This is a genomic window from Mesorhizobium sp. M5C.F.Cr.IN.023.01.1.1 (assembly GCF_003997585.1).
Classification (GTDB): Bacteria; Pseudomonadota; Alphaproteobacteria; order Rhizobiales; family Rhizobiaceae; genus Mesorhizobium; species Mesorhizobium wenxiniae.
Genome location: NZ_RZSU01000059.1, coordinates 1 through 18,009 on the forward strand (window position 1 = coordinate 1; position 18,009 = coordinate 18,009).

The window sequence follows — 18,009 nt, forward strand, 5'->3', positions numbered from 1 at the left end:
GATTTTAGTCGCCTCCGCCTTCAGCGTAGCGATCCTTCCAACACCCCTCATCCGACCGAGCTGAGCCTGTCCTCGGGCTTGCCGGAGGCAAGACCCGTGGGCTCGGCCACCTTCTCCCACAAGGGGAGAAGGGGAGTCGGCACCAGCTACTTCAGCACCTTCCCGTCGGCCGCAAACCGGTAGGTCTTTGCCGGATCCGGCGTCGCATAAAGCGTGGCTCCCGGTTCGGCGTTGTAGGCGCCAAAAATGCGCACGGTGATCAGCCCGGCCTTCTCGCAGTCGAGATAGAGGTTGGTGTCGGCGCCGAGATGCTCGGCATGGACGACCGTGCCTTTCCAGGCGCCGGATTTCGCATCGACGGTCAGGTGCTCGGGACGGACGCCGATGGTCTTCGCCGTCTCACCAAGCCTGGCGCCGTCGACGAAATTCATCTTTGGTGAGCCGATGAAGCCGGCGACAAACTCATTGGCCGGCGAATTATAAAGCTCCATCGGTCCGCCGATCTGCTCGATCTTTCCGGCGTTGAGCACGACGATCTTGTCGGCCAGCGTCATCGCCTCGACCTGGTCGTGGGTGACATAGATCATCGTCGCCTTCAGCCGGCGGTGCAATTGCGCGATCTCCAGCCTGGTGTTGACGCGCAGTGCTGCATCGAGGTTCGACAAAGGCTCGTCGAACAGGAAAAGCTTGGGCTCGCGCACCACGGCGCGGCCGATGGCGACGCGCTGGCGCTGGCCGCCTGACAGCTCGGCCGGCCGCCTCGAGAGATAGGGTTCCAGCGACAGCATCGAGGAGGCGATGCCGATGCGGCGGTCGATCTCGGCCGCCGGCGTGCCCGCCTGCTTGAGGCCGAGGCCCATATTGTTCTTCACCGTCAGATGCGGGTAGAGCGCGTAGGTCTGGAACACCATGGCGATGCCGCGTTTGGCTGGCGGGGTTGCGGAGACGTCCGCCCCGTCGATGACCACGCGGCCCGAGGTCGAATCCTCCAGCCCGGCGATGACCCTGAGCAGCGTCGACTTGCCACAGCCGGAGGGGCCGACGAAGACGACGAATTCGCCATCGGTCACTTCGAGGTTGATGCCCTTCAGCACCTCGACCGGCCCAAAAGCCTTCTTCACATTCTCGATGTTCAGCGAGCCCATGGCGTCGTTCCTGTTCTAGAGATTGACTGGTCTAGAGTCTGATTGGGGCGCCGCTGCGAACGCTCTCGTCGGCGGCAAGGCAGACGGCGAGCGACTTCACCGCGTCGTCCATATGGCGGGTGAGGTCCAGATCCTCGCGGACCGCTCTGAGCAGAAAAGCCTGTTCGAGGTCGCAGAGATCCTGATGGCCGGGTTCGCCTTCCATCGACAGTATCTCATCCGGCTTGGCGAACTTGCCGTCCGCGCCGGTCGCCGCACTGTGCAGGCGGATGGTCGAGGTCTTGGTATGGGTGTCGATGTCGTCGGATTTGACGCCCTCTTTCATGACGATCGACACGCAGCCATTTGGCGAGATCACGTCCTTCACGAAGAAGGCTGTCTCCGAGATCATCGGCCCCCAGCCGGCCTCGTACCAGCCGACCGAGCCGTCGTCGAACAGCACCTGCAGGTGACCGTAATTGTACATTGTGGGTGCTATCTCGTTGGTCAGCCTCAGCCCCATGCCGCGCACCTCGACCGGCCGGGCGTCGGTAATCTGCAGCATGACGTCGAGATAGTGCACGCCGCAATCGACGATCGGCGACGTCGTCTGCATCAATTGCTTGTGCGTCTCCCAGCTATGGCTTGAGGATTGCTGGTTGAGGTTCATGCGGAACACGTAAGGGCCGCCGAGCTTCCGCGCCTCGGCGATCAGCCTGATCCAGGACGGGTGATGGCGCAGGATGTAGCCGATCACCAGTTTTCTGCCGTTGGCCTTGGCCGCGGCGACGACGCGTTTGGCATCCGCGACCGTCGTCGCCAGCGGCTTTTCGACGAAGACATCGCAGCCGGCCTCCAACGCCCTCACCGCATAGTCGGCATGGCTGTCGGAATAGGTGGCGATGCAGGCGACATCGGGTCTTTCGTCGCGCAGCGCCTCGTCGAAGGAGCGCCTTATATCATAGGTGGAAAGCTCGGCCGGCAGCGGCACGTCGGAACGGTTGACCAGAGCCGCGATCTCAAAGCCCGGATTGGTGTGATAGGCAAGCGCATGGCTGCGGCCCATATTGCCGAGGCCGCCGACGACGACGCGAAGAGGTTTTTCGGCGCTCACTTGACCGCTCCCGAAGTAATGCCGCGGATCAGTTGCCGCGAGAAGATGACGTAGAGGATCAGCACCGGCATGATCGCCAGCGACAATGCGGCCAGGATAGCGTTCCAGTTGGTGACGAACTGGCCGAGGAACAGCTGGGCGCCGAGCGTCACCGTCTTGGTCTCCTCCGACGGCGCCAGGATCAGCGGGAACCACAGATCGTTCCAGATCGGGATCATGGTGAAGACCGCGACCGTCGCCATCGATGGCCGGACCAGCGGCAGCACCAGCCGGAAGAAGATGGTGTATTCCGACAGGCCGTCGATGCGCCCGGCATTCTTCAGATCGTCGGACACCTGCTTCATGAATTCCGACAGGATGAAGACGGCCAGCGGCAGGCCTTGCGCCGTATAAACCAGGATCAGCGCCGTCAGCGTGTTGACCAGCCCGCTCGCCACCATCAGCTGCAGGATGGCGACGGTGCCTAGGCGGATCGGGATCATGATGCCGAGCGCCAGGTAGAGTCCCATCAGCGAATTGCCGCGGAAGCGGTATTCCGACAGCGCGAACGCGGCCATCGCGCCGAACAGCAGCACGAAGAACAGCGAAGCGACGGTGACGACAAGGCTGTTCTGGAAATAGTGGATGAAATCGCCCTGCCCGATCACGGTGGTGTAGCCGATGAGGTCGAAGGTTTTCGGGGTCGGCGGCGCCAGCGGTGTACCGAAGATCGCGCCGCGCGACTTGAACGAATTGACGATGACGATGATCACCGGAAACAGCGCGATCACCGTGTAGGTCAACAGCACCGCATGGGCGCCGATGGTGCGGGGCAGGGAACTGGTTGCCGTGCTCATGTCTGGCGCCTCAGAACTGGTAGCGACGCAGACGCGTCTGGATGAGGAAGAGGTAGACGCAGACGCCGCCGAGGATGATCAGGAACATCATGGTGGCGATCGCCGAGCCCATATTGGGGTCGCCGATTTGCAGCTGGAAGCCGAAGAAGGCGCGGTAGAGGAAGGTGCCGAGGATATCGGTCGAATAGTTCGGCCCGGCCAGCGCGCCTTGCGCGGTATAGATCAGGTCGAAAGCGTTGAAATTGCCGACAAAGGTCAGGATCGAGATGATGCCGATCGACGGCAGGATCAGCGGCAGCTTGATCTTCCAGAATTGCGACATGCCGGTGATGCCGTCGCATTCGGCCGCTTCGATCACCTCGTCGGGGATCGACAGCAATGCCGCATAGATCAGCATCATCGGGATGCCGACGAACTGCCACACCGAGATCAGGCTGAGCGTGGTCAGCGCATATTGCTCCTTGCCCAGCCACGGCGTGAACAGGCTTTTGAGGCCGACAAGATCCATCAGATTCGGCGCCACGCCCCACAACGGCGACAGGATCAGCTTCCAGGCGAAGCCGACGATGACGAAGGACAGGATCGTCGGCACGAAGATGGCTGTGCGGTAGAAGGCGGAGAATCTCAGCCGCGGGCTGGACAGCAGTGCAGCCAGCAGGACGCCGATCGGATTCTGCACGACCATGTGAATGATGAAGAACCAGACGTTATTGCGCAGTGCGTTCCAGAAATTGACCGACCAGTTGGGATCGCCGAACAGCCTGCGGAAATTTTCGAACCCGACGAAGACCTGAGCCTGGTCGATGTTGCGAAACAGCGAGAGCTGCAGCGTACCAGCCAGCGGCAGGATCATGATCGCCGTATAGACCAGCACCGCCGGCGCCAGGAAGACGACGATATGCCAGCGGAACGGTCGTTTCGGTGCTGCGGCCATGCGTTCGGTCCCCGCCGATCAGGTTCTTGCAATTGCCGCCATAGGGTGCGGCGCCTCTCTCCCCCTCGAGGGGAGGGTGCCTCGCGAAGCGAGGCGGGTGGGGTCGGCCGAGGCAGTGCGCCATCGTGTTTTCGATCGCGCCTTCCGGCAACGATCAGGTCGCAGCCTGCTTTCACCGACCCCCTCTGTCGCCTTCGGCGACATCTCCCCCTCGAGGGGGGAGATAGCGCTTCGCCGCGCTCTTACTTCGCCGGCTTATACCAGCTGTCGAGGCCGTCCTGCAGCTTCTTGGCGGCAGCTTCCGGCGTGACCGTGCCGTTGATGACGTTGGCCGATTCAACCCACGTCTCGTTCTCGAGGTTCGGCGTACCGCGCCCCAGGATCTGGTAGGTCGAGCGGATCGTCGACTTGCACTTGTCGCGCCAGGAGACGAATTCCTGGGCAAGCGGATCTTCCATCTTCACCGGGGTGGAGTTCAGGCTGAAGAAGCCCGGCAGCGCGTTGGCGTAGATGGTGGCGAAGTCAGGCGAAGCGACCCAGGACAGGAAGGTCTTGGCCGCATCGGCATTCTTCGAGGCTGCATTCAGGCCCATACCGATGTCGGTGTGGTCGGAGATGTAGCAGGTGTCGCCGGCCTTCTCGACCGGCGGCGGAAAGGCGCCCATCTTGAACTGCGCCTGGGTGTTGAACAGGCCGATTTCCCACGAGCCGGCCGGGTAGATGGCGGCGCGGCCGAGCGTGAACAGGTTCTGGCTGTCCGGATAGGTTTGCGCCTCGAAGCCGTCGCCAAGATAGGGCTTCCACTTGGCAAGTTCTTCATACGGGGCGACCCACTGCGGGTCGGTCAGCTTCTGTTCGCCCTTGATCAGCGCTGTCCGGCCATCCTCGCCTTTCCAGTAGTTCGGGCCGATGTTCTGGTAGCCCATGGTCGCTGCTTCCCAGAGATCCTTGGTGCCCATCGCCATCGGGATGTAGGTGCCGTCGGCCTTGATCTTGTCGAGCGCGGCGAAGAATTCGTCGCGGGTCTCCGGCACCTTGATGCCGAGCTGGTCGAAGGCGTCCTTGTTGTAGATGAAGCCGTGGATGACCGAGGCCATCGGCACGCAGAACGTCGCCTTGCCGTCGTCGGTCTGCCAAGCTGACTTGGCCACCGGAGAGAAGTTCTCCATGCCAGGCAGCGCCGACAGATCGGCGAGATTGCCCTTCTTGAAGAGTTCCAGCGACTTGTCGAACGGGCGGCAGGTGATGAGGTCGCCCGCCGAGCCGGCGGCGAGCTTGGCGCCGAGTGCGGCGTCATATTCGGTCGGCGCCGACGGCGCGAACACCACCTTGATGCCCGGGTTCTTGGCCTCAAAAGCCGGAATCAGCTTGTCCTTCCAGATGGCAAGGTCGTCGCCGCGCCAGCTTTCGATGTTGAGCGTTGCGTCCTGGGCGTAGGCCATTCCGGCGGAGCCGAGAATGCTGGTGCCGAGAAGAAGTGCCGTCAGTAGTTTCGTTGTCATGCTCAGTCTCCCTGTTGACCTTTTTCAGGTTCGGTTTTGAGAACAGAGGCTTTCTGCCCCATGCTCCCCTCGATCGCGGAAAGCGCCGGGCGCAGCTTCTGGCCGGTTCCTTCCAGTATCTTCTCGGCCGCATCGGCGCTGGCGGCGCCGGCGGCGAGCAGAATGGCAGTCTTGACGCCGCCGCCGCTCTTCTCGAGCAGGCGCGCCGCATCGTCCCTGTCGCGCCCGCTGATGGCGGCGACGATGCGTGCGGCGCGGTCGCGCAGCTTGATGTTGTCGGCCATGAGGTTGACCATGTAGCCGTCATGCACATGGCCAAGATGGATGGCGGCCAGCGTCGACAGCATGTTGAGCGCGATCTTCTGGGCGGTGCCGGCGCCCATGCGCGTCGAGCCGGCGATCAGCTCGGGCGGCGTTTCGAGCAATATGGCGATATGGGCCAGCCGAAGCAGCGGCGCATCCTTGTTGTTGGCAATGGCGATGGTCGCCGCGCCGCGGCGCCTGGCGTCCTCGATCGCCCTGACGGCATAGGGCGTCGAGCCGCTGGCCGAGACCGCGATCAGGCAGTCGCCCTCGCCCAGGCCGGCAGCGGCAACCGCGGCCGAGGCTTCATCGGTGTCGTCCTCCGGCCCGCCGGCCAGTGTCTGGAACGCATCGTCGCCACCGGCGATCAGGATGGCGATACGGTCGCGCTGAATGCCGAAGGTGCCAGGCAGTTCCAGCGCATCGGCCAGCGCCATCAGGCCCGAGCTGCCGGCCGCCGCGTAAGCGAGCTTGCCGCCGCTGTTCAGCCGGCTGGCGATGATTTCGGCCGCTTTGGCGATGGCGGGAATGGCGCCGTGCACCGCCTTGGCGGCCTCGATCTGCGCGTTGGCCAAAGAGGAAAGGATGGCGTCAGGAGCCTGGATGTCCAGCCCCTCGGCATTCTGGTGAAGCGCTTCGGTGCGCGTTTCGGCCATCCGCTTTCCCTCCAATCCAGAAAACAATACCAAAAAAATACCACTTGTCCACATGCATTAGCGATTTCCCTGCCTCGGAACTGGCTTCCTGGCAAATTGCGCAGGTTTTTCAATCATCTACGGCTTAATCTTTTTGAAACGGAAATTAACCCTTGGCTATTGGTATTTTATTGGTATTATCCGCCCGGAGGAGAAATCGTGTGAATCTCGTGCTTGGCATCGATGGCGGCGGCACCAGCTGCAGGGCGGCTCTGGCAACAGTGGACGGCACCGTCGTCGGCCGCGCCAAGAGCGGTGCGGCCAACATTCGTACCGATCTAACCGGCGCCAGGGCCAACATCGTCGAGGCGGCAAAACAGGCCTTTGTCGCCGCCGGACAAGACCCCGAAATGATCCCGCAGACCCCGGCCATCCTCGGCCTCGCCGGCGCCAATGTCGGAACCTACAGGCAGCAGCTCGAAGCAATCCTGCCGTTCAGTATCAGCCGTGTCGAGACCGACGCCGAGATCGCCCTGGAAGGCGCGGTCGGCTCCGGTGACGGCGCCATGGCCATCCTCGGCACCGGCACCGCCTATATGGCGCGCAGACAAGGCAAGTCGCGCGCCATCGGCGGCTGGGGATTCCAGGTCGGCGACCAGGGCAGCGGCGCCCGCATCGGCCGCGACCTGCTCGAACAGACACTGCTCGCCTATGACGGCATTCGCCAGGGATCGCCGCTGACACAGGCCATACTCGCCATCTTCCGCGACAATCCCGAGGATTTGGTCGAGTTCACCACCAACGCCAAGCCCGGCGATTTCGGCGGCTTCGCGCCCAAGGTCTTCGAGCATGCCGAAAAGGGCGATGTCGTCGCCAACTGGATCCTCGACAAGGCGGTCGCCGATGTCGAGGCCGCACTTGGCGTGCTCGATCTCGGCAGCAACGATCCGCTCTGCTTGCTCGGCGGACTGGCGCCGCTCTATGCACCACGTCTGTCGGCGCGCTACCGGGCGCTGCTGAAGCCGCCGCTCGACGATGCGCTGGGCGGCGCGGTGCAGATGGCGGTTCGTGTATTCTCGAGGACTGCGGAGGCGGCACGATGAGCGAAGCCGCCGACCAGATCTTCGCGACCCTGAAACACTCGGCGCAAAGCGGCGCACCGCTCTATCTGCAGCTCAGGAAGAGCATCGAGGACGCGGTCAATCGCGGCCTGATCGGACCGGGCGACGCGCTGCCTTCCGAGCGCGACATCGCCAGCAAGGCGGACATTTCGCGCGTCACCGTGCGCAAGGCGGTTCAGGACCTGGTCAAGGGCGGCATCCTCGTCCAGCGCCACGGCTCCGGTACCTTCGTCGCGCCGCGCATGGAGCGCGTCGAGCAGTCGCTGTCGCGGCTGACGTCCTTCACCGAGGACATGGCGCGGCGCGGCATGGCTGTCCGTTCAGCCTGGCTCGATCGCGGCCTCTATGCGCCCTCGCCGGACGAGATGATGGTGCTTGGCCTGTCGTCGAACGAGCTGGTGGCACGCGTGGCGCGCCTGCGCATCGCCAACGATACGCCGTTGGCGATCGAACGCGCCGCACTGTCGGCCAGCGTGCTGCCGGACCCGGCAGGAATTGGGTCGTCGCTCTATGCTGCGCTGGAAACAACCGGCAATCGACCGGTTCGGGCGGTGCAGCGCATCTCCGCCGCCAATCTCGGCGACGATGACGCGCGCCTGCTCGAAGTGCCGCCAGGCATTGCCGGGCTGCACATCGAGCGAATTTCCTATCTGGCGAGCGGCAAGGTTATCGAATTCACCCGCTCCATCTACAGAGGCGACGCCTATGATTTCGTCGCCGAACTCCGGCTGAGCGGGCCGGGCGAAGAGGGCCGGCCATGAGCGCGACGAGCAGCCAAAAGGGTGACACCCATATGCGGCGCGAGATCGAGGAGATCCCGGAGGCCACCGCGCGCCTGCTCGACGGCTCGGCAGCGGTGCTGACGGAGGCCGGGCGCGGCATTCGCGAGCGCGATCCGCAGTTCGTCGTCACCGTGGCGCGCGGCTCCTCCGACCATGCCGCCACCTTCATGAAGTATGCGGTGGAGCTGACCGCCGGCCTCGCCGTCGCTTCGGTCGGCCCATCGATCGCCTCGATCTATGGCGCCAAGCTCAAGCTCGGCGGCTCGGCTTGCCTGGCGATCTCGCAGTCGGGCAAGAGCCCGGACATCGTCGCCATGGCGCAAGCCGCGAGAGCCGGCGGTTCGCTGACCGTCGCCATCACCAACACCGCCGATTCGCCGCTGGCGCGGGCCTCCGATTATGCGATCGACATTCTGGCCGGCCCGGAACGCAGCGTCGCGGCGACGAAGACCTTCGTCAATTCGGCCGTCGCCGGCCTCGCTTTGATGGCGCATAGCACCGGCGACGACAAGTTGCTGGCGGCGCTCGCCCGTTTGCCGGAACATTTCCGCAAGGCGATCGCCTGCGACTGGATGGCGCTGGCCAGCGCCCTTGAGACGCCGAAATCGCTGTTCATCCTAGGTCGCGGTCCGTCCGCTGCGATCGCCAATGAAGCGGCGCTTAAGTTCAAGGAAACCTGTGCCATGCACGCCGAGGCCTATAGTGCTGCCGAAGTGATGCATGGCCCGCTGGCACTGGTCGGGCCTGATTTCCCGGTGCTGGCGCTCGCCGCCCGCGATGCTTCCGAGCCGTCGGTTGCCGAGGCCGCCGACAGCCTGGCGGCCAAGGGCGCGGCCGTCTTTGTGACCTCGGACAAGGCGAAAAGCGCTCAGCACCTGCCGCATGTCGCCACCGGCCATCCGCTGACCGACCCGCTGGCGCTGATCGTGTCCTTCTATGGCTTCGTCGAGGCCTTTGCCCGCCATCGCGGCCTCGATCCGGACACGCCGCCCAATCTGCGCAAGGTGACGGAAACCATATGAGCGACCGTTTTGCCCTGACTGGGGCCCGGATATTCGACGGCGACGACTGGCACGACGATGCCGCGCTTGTCGTGCGTGACGGCCTCGTCGAAGCCATCGTTGCCGTCGGCGCCGTTCCATCCGGTGTCGAGTGTATCGAAACCGGCGGCGGCATGCTTGCGCCGGGCTTCGTCGACCTGCAGGTCAATGGCGGCGGCGGGGTCATGCTCAACGACCATCCTGATGTCGCCTCGATCGAAACCATCTGCCGGGCGCACGCGCCGTTCGGTACGACCGCGCTGTTGCCGACGCTGATCACCGACACGCCTGCCATCACCGCAGCGGCGGTTGCCGCCGGAGCCGAGGCCGCACGGCAAAAGGTGCCGGGTTTTTTGGGGCTGCATCTCGAAGGCCCGCATCTGTCGATCGCCCGCAAGGGCGCCCATGACCCGGCGCTGATCCGGCCGATGCTGGATGCCGACCAGGCGATGCTGATTGCGACGCGAAGAACTCTGCCGGTGCTGCTGACCACGATCGCGCCGGAATCCGTCGACACCGTGCGTGTTTCGGCGCTCGCCGAGGCCGGCATCGTTGTCAGCCTCGGCCATTCCGACACCGGCTATGCCAAGGCGCGCGCGTTCGCCGATGCCGGCGCAACAATGGTCACCCATCTGTTCAACGCCATGAGCCAGATCGGCAATCGTGAGCCGGGGTTGGCGGGTGCCGCCATCGATACGGACACGTTGTTTGCCGGCATCATCGCCGACGGCATCCATGTCGATCCCGCCACCATGGCCATCGCGCTGCGCGCCAAGCAGGGTCCGGCACAAATTTTCCTGGTCACCGACGCCATGGCGACGATCGGCACGGATATGACCTCGTTCACGCTGAACGGCCGCACCATCTACCGCAAGGACGGCAGCCTGCGGCTAGCCGACGGGACACTGGCGGGCGCCGATCTCGACATGATCTCCGCGGTGCGCTTCGTCCACCGCGTCGTCGGACTGGACCTGTCGGAGGCGCTGCGCACGGCTTCGCTCTATCCGGCGCAGGCGATCGGCCAGTCGCACCGGCTCGGGCGTTTTGCCAACGGCACCGCCGCCGATATCGTTGCGCTGTCGGACGAATTGGACGTCAAGGGCGTCTGGATAGAAGGCGACAGGGTTTTCGGGGTCGGCGCCAACTGGGTGTAACCTTAACGTCAGCCGGCTTTGGCCGGAGCGTAGAGGTCCTTGTAGGTTTCGCGCAGCAGGTTCTTCTGCACCTTGCCCATCGTGTTGCGCGGCAGTTCGTCGACGAAGATCACCTGCTTCGGGTGCTTGAATTTCGCCAGCCGCCCGGCGATGGCGCCGACGATCTCGGCAGCGGTGATGGTCGAGGCCGGCGTCCGCACCACGATCGCGGTGACGCCTTCGCCGAAATCCGGATGGGCAACGCCGATGACAGCGCTTTCGGCGACGCCGGGCAGCGCGTCGATCTCGCTCTCGACCTCCTTCGGATAGATGTTGTAGCCGCCGGAAATGATCAGATCCTTGCCGCGCCCGACGATGTGGACATAGCCGTCGGCGTCGATCAGGCCGAGATCCCCGGTGATGAAGAAACTGTCTTCGCGGAATTCCGCCTTGGTCTTTTCCGGCATGCGCCAATAGCCGCCGAAGACATTGGGGCCCTTCACCTCGATCATGCCGACCTCGCCTTGGGCAAGTGTTTCGCCGCTCTCGGGGTCGGCGATGCGCAGCGCGACGCCGGGTAAGGGGAAGCCGACCGTGCCGGCGCGCCGCTCGCCATCATAGGGGTTCGACGTGTTCATGTTGGTCTCGGTCATGCCGTAGCGCTCGATGATCGAATGGCCGGTGCGCTGGCGCCAGGCCTTGTGCGTATCGGCCAGCAGCGGCGCCGACCCGGAAACGAACAGGCGGATGTTTTTCGCCGCTTGCCGATTCAAGCCGTCCTGCTGCAACAGGCGCACATAAAAGGTCGGCACGCCCATCAGCGCCGTGGCCCGCGGCAGCAGCGAGACGATGCGGGCCGGGTCGAACCTGGTTTCGAACAGCATCGAGGCGCCGGCCATCAGAATGACGTTGGTGGCGACGAAGAGGCCATGCGTGTGGAAGATCGGCAGCGCGTGGATCAAGACGTCTGCGGCGGTGAAGCGCCACTGGTCGACCAGAACCCGCGCATTCGAGGCGAGGTTCTCATGGCTGAGCATGGCGCCTTTCGAGCGGCCGGTGGTCCCCGACGTGTACAGGATCGCCGCAAGATCGTCCGGCCCGCGCACCACGTCGTGGAAATCCGAAGACTGCCGCGAGGCCTGATTCAGCAACGAGCCTTCGCCATTGCCGCCGAGCGTGACTGCGACAGCGCCCGATCTCTCCGCCAAGGTTCCGATATCGGCTGCCCGTGCCGGATCGCAGACGACCAGTCGCGGCTCGGCATCGCCGAAGAAGTATTCGAGCTCGGTCAGCGTGTAGGCGGTGTTGAGCGGTAGGAAGACCGCACCGGCACGCAGGCAGGCGAGATAGAGCAGGACCGCCTCGGGGCTCTTCTCGACCTGGACGGCGACGCGGTCGCCGGGTTCTACGCCCAATTGCAGAAGCGCATGTGCCAGTTGCGCGGACTGCGCCAGCATATCCCCATAGGTGATCGAGCGCCCGTCATCCGTCTCCATCAACAGACGCTCGGGCTCCGGCATCCCGGCGCGGAAAGCGTCGAACAAATGGTTGCTCATGCATCCCTCCGAGGCTGGGCAAGCGCCGGAAGCGGAGGTGCGGCCGGTCTCGCCGGTTTCGGCATCAGGCGGCGCACAGCGGGCGCGGCCGCCACATCGTTCCTGGCGGCGAACAGCTCGTGGTTCTTCTCGATATCGTCGAGCTTATAGCGATAATTGACCATCAGGCCATGCGCCTGACGTAAGGCGCGGGGCGACAGGTCGCCGAAAAGGTCGATGCGCTCCAGCCGCGCGCCATTGCCGAGATGGAACCGGGCGACCGGATCGATCACCTTGCCGGAGGCGGTGCGGGCTTCGAGGAAATACTGCGCCGCAAGAGGAAGCAGGGCCTGGCCCACGCGGTCGCGCACGGTAGCATCCGCGTGCCAACCCTGGTTGGCGACGAGGTCCAGCACTTCGGCGGCGGAGGGGATGGTTTCGGCCTGCTCGGCCAGCCAGCGGGCAAAGCCCGGCACCGGGGACAGTGTGACGAAATCGGTCAGGCCGGGAAGGTCGCGGCGCAGGTCCTCGACCACCTGCTTGATCAGGAAGTTGCCGAACGAGATGCCGCGCAAGCCCTCCTGGCAGTTGGAGATGGAATAGAACACTGCCGTCGTGGCCTGCCGTGGCTGCACCAGCGGCCGCTCGTCGGCAAGCAGTTCGGCGATTGTCGTCGGCATCGCCCGGGTGAGCGCGACCTCGACGAAGATCAGCGGCTCGTCACCGAGTTGCGGATGAAAGAACGCATAGCAGAGCCGGTCGTCGGGTTCGATCCGGCGGCGCAGATCGTCCCAGGTGTGGATGGCGTGCACCGCCTCGTAGCGGATGATTTTTTCCAGAATGTTGGCTGGCGTCGACCAGTCGATCCGCCGCAGCACCAGGAAGCCGCGGTTGAACCATGACGACAGGAGGTGCGTGAAGTCGGCATCGACGATGGCGAGATCGGGCGATGTGGGCAGCCAGGCAAGCAGATCCTGGCGCATGCGCACCAGCGTCTCGATGCCGCCGGGCGCCAGGTTCAGGCGACGCAGAAGCTCCTGTCTTGCCGGTTCGGCGGCATCGTGCAGGGTAAGTGCCGAGCGATCGTCGGGCGCGGCGCAATAGGCATCCACCGCGGCGGCAAGCTTGGCATGATCGGTGCCGAAACGATCGCGCAGCACATGCAGGAAAGCCAGCCTTCCGTCGGCGCCGAGGGTGCGCCAGCGCTCAAGGATTTCCCGGGCATAGGCGACGCCCGATGCCTCGCCCTGACTGGAAAGCAGACGGGCGCACAGACGCCCCAGGCTGTCGGCCGAGACCGGCTCGTCACCGCGAACGAGGTTCAGCATCATCCGGCCGCGATCGGCGATGGTGTTCAGCAGGTCAGCGAAGAAAGGGCTGCGGTTCATCGATCCGACCGTCGAAGAGGCGCCCTGCGGGAAGGTCCGAAGAGGCATGAGGGTGAGACACTAGAATATGGGACCGTATGTCAGGAGCACAAGCGCACCGGCGTCGGCCAACGAATTCCTGACCGGCTGACGAGACGGCGCGTTCTGGTAACGACGCCGGCAGCGTCAGCCGGCCGCCCGGTCGGCCGCTGTCCTGATCGCCTCGATGTTCCCCCGATAGGCTTCAACGCTGCCGCCCTTGAAGATGGCTGCACCGGCGACCAGCACGCTGGCGCCGGCGGCGGTGACCAAAGGTGCCGTTTGCGGCGAGATGCCGCCGTCGATCTCGATCCGGATCGGCCGATTGCCGATCAGCGCCTTCACCCGCTTCACCTTGTCGACGACCCCCGGAATGAAGGCTTGGCCGCCAAAACCCGGGTTGACGGTCATGATCAGGATCAGATCGAGCCGGTCGAGCACATATTCGACCGCCGATTCCGGCGTCGCCGGATTGAGCGACACGCCGGCCTTCTTGCCGAGGTTCCTGATCGTCTGCAGCGAACGGTCGAGATGCGGCCCGGCCTCGGCATGCACTGTAATGCCGTCGCAGCCGGCTTCGGCGAAAGCCCCCAGATAGGGGTCGGCCGGCGCGATCATCAGATGGCAGTCGAAGAAGGCCCTGGTGCGGTTGCGGATCGCCTTAATCACCGGTGGGCCGAAAGTGATGTTGGGCACGAAATGCCCGTCCATGACGTCGAGATGGATCCAGTCGGCGCCGGCCGCCGCCACCGCCTCGACCTCGTCGCCGAGCTTCGAAAAATCCGACGCAAGCACCGATGGCGCGATCAGGGTTTTTTTGCTCATGATCCGGCCTTTCCAGGCGCCCGAGGTTGCGGGCGCATCGTCTGGGTCGACTGCTAGACCATGATCCCGAAAAGGGGAAGCCGGTTTGTTCCTGGCGCTATGGCGTCCGATGTCGGCGCCAAGGCCGGCGGGGCCTTGTGGGTGCGAATGGTTAGTTCAATATGCTGTTGCGCGCCGGATTCTGCTGTCGTGGAATTCGTTGCTTTTGCCTCGGCACAAGCTGTTGCAGGATGTCCGGGTTCAAGAGGTTCGGATTGATCTCCAAGCCCGGCCTTCTGCGGATCGGGGTGCATTCCGGAAACTGGCCGACCGTCCCGACCGGGCAGCGCCGGTTGATTATCGGTTGGCACCGGCCGTTGATCAGCCGTGAGCCAGGCGCACACTCCAACTGCGGCCGGCGGCATGCGCCTCTGATCACCTCGGTCCCGCGCGGGCAGACACAAGCGCCGCGCTTGTTGTGGACCTGGCCCCGGATGGTGCACTGTTCAACGGTCGGCTTCTTGACGATCGGCACGCAGGCCCTGCCCTGCAGTTCCGTCCGTCTCGGGCAGACGCAGTCGCCGTTCTTGGTGCGGATCTGACCGGGCAGCAGCTTGCACAGGCGTGCCGGCGGCTCGTCGGTCGACACGCACCTGCGGTTCTCCAGCTTGGTTCCGCGCGGGCAGGCACAACGCCCGTCGGTGGTCCGGATCTGGCCCTTGAGCGGCAGGCAGCGCTCGTTCGGCTTCGGTATGATGACCGTGCCGCCACCCGACGAGCACTCGCCGTTGCGGAAAGTGGTGCCTTCCGGGCAGACGCACCGGCCGGCGTCGTTCATGACGAGGCCGGCCGAGCACTCCTTCTTCACCTCACGCTTGATGGTGAAGGGATGGCAGGCATAGGCCTTGCGATCGCCCTGCACATTGGCCGGGTCGCGGGAGAGCACTTCGCCCGCACCTCGCACCGGCGTGTCGGGGGACAGCACGCCGACGCAGTTCTGGCCGCTGACGGTGCCCTGCAGATTGGCCAGGCGGCCGTCGTCGGGAATGATTACGGTCACACGGTGAACGTGGCCTTCCCCGGCGCCAAGCGTCAAGTTGGCGATGCAGGACGCAGGCAAGGTCGCCGGTTCCGGTTCGCAGCCGAAGGGCGGGTCGATCGATGTGATGGTAATGCCTTCCAGCCGGCCTAGGCCTTCGACGCCGATCGCATCACCGATCCGAACCGGACCGGAGAAGGCGTTTTGCCCATCGTTCGCGATGGTGATCTCGAATGAGCAGGGCCGGCCGATCCGGCACTCGGCATCACCGGTCTTCTCGACACGGATGGTCGAGACGCCGCCACCCTTGGCGCAGGCCCTGCCGATCGGATAGACGATGTCGTCTCCCGGCGCCGGGCCGTAGGAGCCGCGTGCGCAGTTCTCGAACGCGCCATTGCCGGCAACCGTCACATCGAAGTGGCGGCTGGTTCCGGGCGACATGACGGCGCCGGGAATCTGGCACGACAGCGTATTGGCCGGAACCGGTCCGCACGCCCATTCCGCGCCGTCAGGGATGACGGTCTGGATCTGCACGGGCGCTCCGCCGGCGACCAGCGTCGCGGCATCGTTGACCCGCACCGGGCCGGTGGGGGGAGCGGTGCCGGCGCTGATGACGGTGATGCGGCAGGTGACGGCCGCAGCACCGGCCAGCGCTCCGCCGCACAGCTTGGTGATGCGCATGGCCGGCTTGCCGCCATCGGGATGACGGATGCGTTGCTTGGCGCAGGCCCGGTTGTTGGTGAGGTCGCTCTCACCGGGGATGGCCTTAACCTCAGCGCAGTTCTCGACGGTGTCTGGACGGTAACCGGCCGGCATCACCGCCTTGACGAAGATCGGCGTCGACGCGCCCGGCGGGAGCACGGTGCCGACATTGTCGCAACGGAACTGGCCGGGGCCGTTCGGTCCGCATGTCCAAGGCGGGGTAGGGCCGAAGCTCGATGATGCCGGCGCGCCGCCCAAATAGGTGTCGGTGACCGTCAGCGGCCCGTCATAGAGCACGCTGCTGTTGTTGATGATGTCGATCACGAAGGTGCAGACACCATCGGCCGTGCAGACCGGGGTGCGGGCGCGCTTCTTCAGAATCAGATCGACCTTCTTTTCCACCGGTGGCCGGCAGTCGCGGTCACGGTCGCCACGCCGGCAGATCGGGATCGAGGCGCAGCCGCGGTCGTTTTGCTGGCTGCCGAACAGCGGCTTGCCGCCGGCCCCATAATTAAAGGCGGCACAGTTGCGCAAGACGCGGCCTTGCCAACCTGCGGCCGGCTTGAAGCCGAGCTTGAGGTCGACGGAGGCACCCGGGTTGAGCGTGGTCGCTGGATGGGTGCAGGTCATCGGGGTGGCCGCCGGCGCACAGGCCCAGGGCGCATTCGGTCCTGAATCGAGTGTGGAGCCGGCCGGCAAGATTACCTCGTCGAGAACGATCTTGCCGTGATACGGCCCGGCGCCGACATTGGTGATCCTGATGGTGAAGTCGCAGCCGCCACCCATCGTACAACGCGGGACATCGGCGCGTTTTTCGACTTTCAGATCCGGTTCCTTGTCCTTGGGCGGGCACCTCTTGTCACGTGGAATGACGATTTCGATCGTCTGCGTGCAGCACAGGCCCCAGCCCTCCTCCGGGCCGGCATAGGTTTCGATGCCGGTGACGACGAGGTGGATGACGTCGCCGGGTGAGGCACCGACGATCTTCCAGTCGAGCACACCGCCGCCCGCCGGCACCAATTGCGTGTCGGGGACGATGGTGATCCCGGGTGTCGTCGTCGAAAGCTGCACCCATTTGCCACCCATCTCGGCGCCGACCGGCATGTGATAGATGAAGGCGCCGCCGCCGGGTACGCAATCGACCGTGCCTCGTTCCACCTTGAAGCAATCCTTGCCGGGAGGTGGTGGCGGCGGGTTGCATTTGGTCAAGTCGATCTTGATCGAGGTTTTTTCGCCGGTGAGGAAATTGCCGTCGTCCGGCTTGGCCGAGTCCTGCGACGGGATGATGGTCCCGGTGCCGGGTCCGACAGTCATCTCGATAACGCCCTGATTGTCGATGGTCGCCGGCGAGGCAAACGCCGCATGGTCGATCCTGGCGGTGATCTGGAAATTGATGATGCGCTCGTTGGGGGCGCCGACGCCGTCGAGATCGGAGGCGGAGATCCGGAAATCGGAAACACCAGCCGTATCGTTCGGGTTTGCCGACGTGCTGATCGAGGCACCGGGCAGCGGTCCGCCCGACGCATCCGTGCCGTCGCCGGACACATGCACGCCGACGATCCGCAGGCCATGCGGAAGCTGGTCCTTGAAGTCGATCCTGGCATTTTCCAGCGCGGCCACGAGGCCTGGGTTGGCAAAAGCCTGCGGCTTGCCGCGCAGGCCGAAGCTCAGGGAATATACGACATAGTCGCAGCCTCGTTGTCTGCCTTTCTTGGTGAAGAAAGGCACGACCCGGCCGGGCCGCGGATTGACGATGCGCGGATTGTCGAGGTCGAGCCCGAAATCCGGACTGGCGGTTTCGAGCGGACCGGAACGGGCGGGCTTGTCGATGTCGGCCCGGCTGGTCTGGACCGGAACCACGTCCTGGGCGAAGCCTTGCGCCGGGGCCAGCATGGCGACCGCGATCCCCGCTGCCATCAGCCAGCGCGCACCGCGCCTGGCGAGTGACAGCGGTTTCATGATCGTCGCAAGCGGGGAAATTGAAATGCTCATCTCCCCC

14 protein-coding genes are annotated in these 18,009 nt (G+C 64.7%); 4 read left to right on the forward strand and 10 right to left on the reverse strand.

The features are described from left to right. Positions 1 to 146 precede the first annotated feature (146 nt). The 6 genes from EOA78_RS21895 to EOA78_RS21920 all read right to left on the reverse strand — a co-directional run bounded on the left by EOA78_RS21895 (position 147) and on the right by EOA78_RS21920 (position 6,469). Positions 147 to 1,145 (reverse strand): ABC transporter ATP-binding protein, encoded by a 999-nt coding sequence (locus EOA78_RS21895; protein WP_127316936.1) that lies wholly within the window; start codon positions 1,143 to 1,145, stop codon positions 147 to 149. A gap of 31 nt (positions 1,146 to 1,176) precedes the next feature. Further along, positions 1,177 to 2,238 carry a Gfo/Idh/MocA family oxidoreductase gene (locus tag EOA78_RS21900; RefSeq protein WP_127316937.1) on the reverse strand — a complete coding sequence of 354 codons (1,062 nt, stop codon included), beginning with the start codon at positions 2,236 to 2,238 and terminating at the stop codon, positions 1,177 to 1,179. Next, positions 2,235 to 3,074, reverse strand: a complete 840-nt coding sequence (locus tag EOA78_RS21905; protein WP_127316938.1) for a carbohydrate ABC transporter permease — start codon at positions 3,072 to 3,074, stop codon at positions 2,235 to 2,237. Before EOA78_RS21905 ends, EOA78_RS21900 begins: the two co-directional genes overlap by 4 nt. Positions 3,075 to 3,084: 10 nt before the next feature. Beyond that, positions 3,085 to 4,008 (reverse strand): sugar ABC transporter permease, encoded by a 924-nt coding sequence (locus EOA78_RS21910; RefSeq protein ID WP_127316939.1) that lies wholly within the window; start codon positions 4,006 to 4,008, stop codon positions 3,085 to 3,087. A 242-nt stretch (positions 4,009 to 4,250) separates the two neighbouring features. Next, positions 4,251 to 5,510, reverse strand: coding sequence for an ABC transporter substrate-binding protein (locus EOA78_RS21915; RefSeq protein ID WP_127316940.1), 1,260 nt, complete (start codon positions 5,508 to 5,510; stop codon positions 4,251 to 4,253). 2 nt (positions 5,511 to 5,512) lie between these two features. Then, entirely contained in the window at positions 5,513 to 6,469 is a 957-nt protein-coding gene (locus EOA78_RS21920) for an N-acetylmuramic acid 6-phosphate etherase (protein WP_127316941.1), read from the reverse strand. Between the two features lie 200 nt (positions 6,470 to 6,669). On the opposite strand from EOA78_RS21920, the gene EOA78_RS21925 reads away from it, so the two are divergent. From EOA78_RS21925 to nagA, 4 genes are read left to right on the forward strand one after another with little or no spacing between them, the layout of a single operon-like run. After that, complete coding sequence (locus EOA78_RS21925) at positions 6,670 to 7,551, forward strand: N-acetylglucosamine kinase (protein ID WP_127316942.1); 882 nt, start codon at positions 6,670 to 6,672, stop codon at positions 7,549 to 7,551. Continuing rightward, on the forward strand, positions 7,548 to 8,330 hold the full coding sequence (locus EOA78_RS21930; protein ID WP_127316943.1) for a GntR family transcriptional regulator: 783 nt from the start codon (positions 7,548 to 7,550) through the stop codon (positions 8,328 to 8,330). Before EOA78_RS21925 ends, EOA78_RS21930 begins: the two co-directional genes overlap by 4 nt. Next, positions 8,327 to 9,373: an SIS domain-containing protein gene (locus EOA78_RS21935; RefSeq protein WP_127316944.1), complete on the forward strand. Its 1,047-nt coding sequence runs from the start codon at positions 8,327 to 8,329 to the stop codon at positions 9,371 to 9,373. Before EOA78_RS21930 ends, EOA78_RS21935 begins: the two co-directional genes overlap by 4 nt. Continuing rightward, positions 9,370 to 10,545 (forward strand): N-acetylglucosamine-6-phosphate deacetylase, encoded by a 1,176-nt coding sequence (nagA, locus tag EOA78_RS21940; protein ID WP_127316945.1) that lies wholly within the window; start codon positions 9,370 to 9,372, stop codon positions 10,543 to 10,545. The genes EOA78_RS21935 and nagA overlap by 4 nt, the downstream gene beginning before the upstream one ends. Positions 10,546 to 10,553: 8 nt before the next feature. Here nagA and EOA78_RS21945 read toward each other — a convergent pair whose 3' ends face one another. The 4 genes from EOA78_RS21945 to EOA78_RS21960 all read right to left on the reverse strand — a co-directional run bounded on the left by EOA78_RS21945 (position 10,554) and on the right by EOA78_RS21960 (position 18,002). Next, a complete protein-coding gene (locus EOA78_RS21945) occupies positions 10,554 to 12,080 on the reverse strand; it encodes a malonyl-CoA synthase (protein ID WP_127316946.1) in 1,527 nt (508 codons plus the stop codon). Continuing rightward, positions 12,077 to 13,447 (reverse strand): malonyl-CoA decarboxylase, encoded by a 1,371-nt coding sequence (locus tag EOA78_RS21950; protein WP_127316947.1) that lies wholly within the window; start codon positions 13,445 to 13,447, stop codon positions 12,077 to 12,079. Before EOA78_RS21950 ends, EOA78_RS21945 begins: the two co-directional genes overlap by 4 nt. A gap of 165 nt (positions 13,448 to 13,612) precedes the next feature. Continuing rightward, positions 13,613 to 14,290, reverse strand: coding sequence for a ribulose-phosphate 3-epimerase (gene rpe / locus EOA78_RS21955; protein ID WP_127316948.1), 678 nt, complete (start codon positions 14,288 to 14,290; stop codon positions 13,613 to 13,615). A gap of 151 nt (positions 14,291 to 14,441) precedes the next feature. Next, positions 14,442 to 18,002: a hypothetical protein gene (locus tag EOA78_RS21960; RefSeq protein ID WP_127316949.1), complete on the reverse strand. Its 3,561-nt coding sequence runs from the start codon at positions 18,000 to 18,002 to the stop codon at positions 14,442 to 14,444. Positions 18,003 to 18,009: the final 7 nt, after the last annotated feature.

Excerpts from the sequence above, each read along its gene's own strand:
- EOA78_RS21895 (WP_127316936.1), bottom strand. The coding sequence starts at position 1,145 with ATGGGCTCGCTGAACATCGAGAATGTGAAGAAGGCTTTTGGGCCGGTC.
- EOA78_RS21905 (WP_127316938.1), bottom strand. The coding sequence starts at position 3,074 with ATGAGCACGGCAACCAGTTCCCTGCCCCGCACCATCGGCGCCCATGCG.
- EOA78_RS21910 (WP_127316939.1), bottom strand. The coding sequence starts at position 4,008 with ATGGCCGCAGCACCGAAACGACCGTTCCGCTGGCATATCGTCGTCTTC.
- EOA78_RS21915 (WP_127316940.1), bottom strand. The coding sequence starts at position 5,510 with ATGACAACGAAACTACTGACGGCACTTCTTCTCGGCACCAGCATTCTC.
- EOA78_RS21920 (WP_127316941.1), bottom strand. The coding sequence starts at position 6,469 with ATGGCCGAAACGCGCACCGAAGCGCTTCACCAGAATGCCGAGGGGCTG.
- EOA78_RS21930 (WP_127316943.1), top strand. The coding sequence starts at position 7,548 with ATGAGCGAAGCCGCCGACCAGATCTTCGCGACCCTGAAACACTCGGCG.
- EOA78_RS21935 (WP_127316944.1), top strand. The coding sequence starts at position 8,327 with ATGAGCGCGACGAGCAGCCAAAAGGGTGACACCCATATGCGGCGCGAG.
- nagA (WP_127316945.1), top strand. The coding sequence starts at position 9,370 with ATGAGCGACCGTTTTGCCCTGACTGGGGCCCGGATATTCGACGGCGAC.
- EOA78_RS21945 (WP_127316946.1), bottom strand. The coding sequence starts at position 12,080 with ATGAGCAACCATTTGTTCGACGCTTTCCGCGCCGGGATGCCGGAGCCC.
- EOA78_RS21950 (WP_127316947.1), bottom strand. The coding sequence starts at position 13,447 with ATGAACCGCAGCCCTTTCTTCGCTGACCTGCTGAACACCATCGCCGAT.
- rpe (WP_127316948.1), bottom strand. The coding sequence starts at position 14,290 with ATGAGCAAAAAAACCCTGATCGCGCCATCGGTGCTTGCGTCGGATTTT.
- EOA78_RS21960 (WP_127316949.1), bottom strand. The coding sequence starts at position 18,002 with ATGAGCATTTCAATTTCCCCGCTTGCGACGATCATGAAACCGCTGTCA.